Genomic DNA, 693 nt, shown 5'->3' with positions numbered 1-693 from the left:
CCTGGGATGATTTGACTTGCGAAGGTCCAAATCTGCCGAGATCGAAAGGCACCATTCTGGTGAGTAAGTCTACGTCGCCGTACCCGTCGTTGTCGGTAGATGGCTCGGGAAGCGGGCTGGTGTCGCACGCGGGGGCCACGGTGTTGCTGCGGGCAGCGGAGAAGACCGGCCTGACCAGCGGATTGTCGGCGGCGTTGGCGCCGTGGCGTAAACCGTTGGCCACGCATGACCCGGGCAAGATCCTGCTCGATCTCGCGATCGCGGTCGCCTTGGGTGGCGACTGTCTGGCCGACATCAACCAGGTCCGTGCGCATCCGGGCGTGTTCGGGCCGGTCGCCTCGGACCCCACGGTCTCCCGTCTGATCACCCTGGTCGCCCGCGATGCGCCGAGGGCGTTGACCGCGATCAACACCGCTCGCCGCGCGGCCCGCCGCCTGGCCTGGCAAGCGGCAGGCCCAGCCGCCCCCGACCACAACACCGATGCCCGTCATCCGGTGATCGTCGATCTTGACGCCACCCTGGTCACCGCGCACTCGGACAAACAACACGCCGCACCAACCTATAAGCGCGGGTACGGGTTTCACCCATTGTGTGCATTCGTCGATCACGGACCCGCCGGTACCGGCGAACCCCTGGCGATGCTGTTGCGGGCCGGCAACGCCGGGGCGAACACCGCCGCCGACCACATCACCG

The 693-nt window shown here is 67.2% G+C and carries 1 protein-coding gene; it reads left to right on the top strand.

Annotated elements, in window-relative coordinates:
* Positions 1-59: 59 nt before the first annotated feature.
* A partial coding sequence (locus tag ACLQ3C_RS21445; RefSeq protein ID WP_425707112.1) for a transposase occupies positions 60-693 on the top strand: 634 nt, incomplete at its 3' end.

The sequence above is a fragment of the Gordonia sp. DT30 genome (assembly GCF_049844915.1).
Lineage (GTDB): Bacteria > Actinomycetota > Actinomycetes > Mycobacteriales > Mycobacteriaceae > Gordonia.
The sequence above is the reverse complement of the archived record's forward strand: the minus strand, read 5'-3'. Positions and strand labels throughout refer to the sequence as shown.